Origin of the sequence: Pseudomonas sp. 313 (assembly GCF_000316965.1) — a bacterium.
Taxonomy (GTDB): Bacteria; Pseudomonadota; Gammaproteobacteria; order Pseudomonadales; family Pseudomonadaceae; genus Chryseomonas; species Chryseomonas benzopyrenica.
Genome location: NZ_ANBZ01000058.1, coordinates 1 through 1,000 on the forward strand (window position 1 = coordinate 1; position 1,000 = coordinate 1,000).

Annotated in this window: 1 protein-coding gene; it reads right to left on the bottom strand. The window is 59.7% G+C overall.

Annotated elements, in window-relative coordinates:
• Positions 1 to 147: 147 nt before the first annotated feature.
• Positions 148 to 1,000 (bottom strand): IS5-like element ISPpu18 family transposase (locus tag C722_RS0111625; RefSeq protein WP_017640654.1); only part of this gene is annotated, 853 nt, incomplete at its 5' end.

Genomic DNA, 1,000 nt, shown 5'->3' on the forward strand with positions numbered 1-1,000 from the left:
GGGAAGGTCTGAAGTAGCCCTGTATTTCCGGTCGACTTCAGCCCTCGCTGCTTTTGAAAGCGGGCCGTCGATCAAAATCGACCAGGTAACCCGCTCAGTTCTCCGTTTTTGGCCGCCGCGAGCACCTCGCAGCAGCCATTTTCCGCATTACAGGTGCACCTTTCCTGCGGTAGTCAGCAAATGTCGGCGCGCCATCCATAGGTTCGACAGCGCGAACAGCGTCACCAGCTGAGCGGTGTTCTTGGCCAGGCCACGGAAGCGCACCTTCACGTAACCGAACTGGCGCTTGATCACTCGAAACGGGTGCTCGACCTTCGCTCGCACTTGTGCCTTGGCCTTCTCGATCTTGCGCTTGGCTTTGTACAGGGCGCTGCGTTTATCGAGCTTATTGTAGGTGCTGCGGCGTGCTGCGACCTGCCAGATCACTTCGCGGCCAGCATGTTCGGGGCGCTTTTCGACACCGGTGTAGCCGGCATCGGCGCAGACGACGTTCTCGTCACCGTGCAGCAGTTTGTCGACCTGGGTGATATCCGCCACGTTGGCTGCCGTGCCTACCACGCTGTGTACCAGCCCCGACTCATCATCCACGCCGATGTGCGCCTTCATGCCAAAGTAATACTGGTTCCCTTTCTTGCTCTGGTGCATTTCCGGGTCGCGCTTGCCGTCCTGGTTCTTGGTCGAGCTGGGCGCGTGGATCAGTGTGGCATCGACGATAGTGCCCGGGCGCAGCGACAGGCCGCGATCCCCCAGGTAGCCATTGATTACGCCGAGGATGCCGGCTGCCAGCTCATGTTTCTCCAGCAAGCGACGGAACTTGAGGATGGTGGTTTCGTCGGGAATACGCTCCAGGCTCAGCCCGGCGAACTGACGCAGGATGGTCGTCTCGTAGAGCGCTTCTTCCATGGCCGGGTCGCTGTAGCCGAACCAGTTCTGCATCAGATGGATACGTAACATGGCCATCAGCGGATAGGCTGGACGACCACCTTCACCCTTTGGGTAG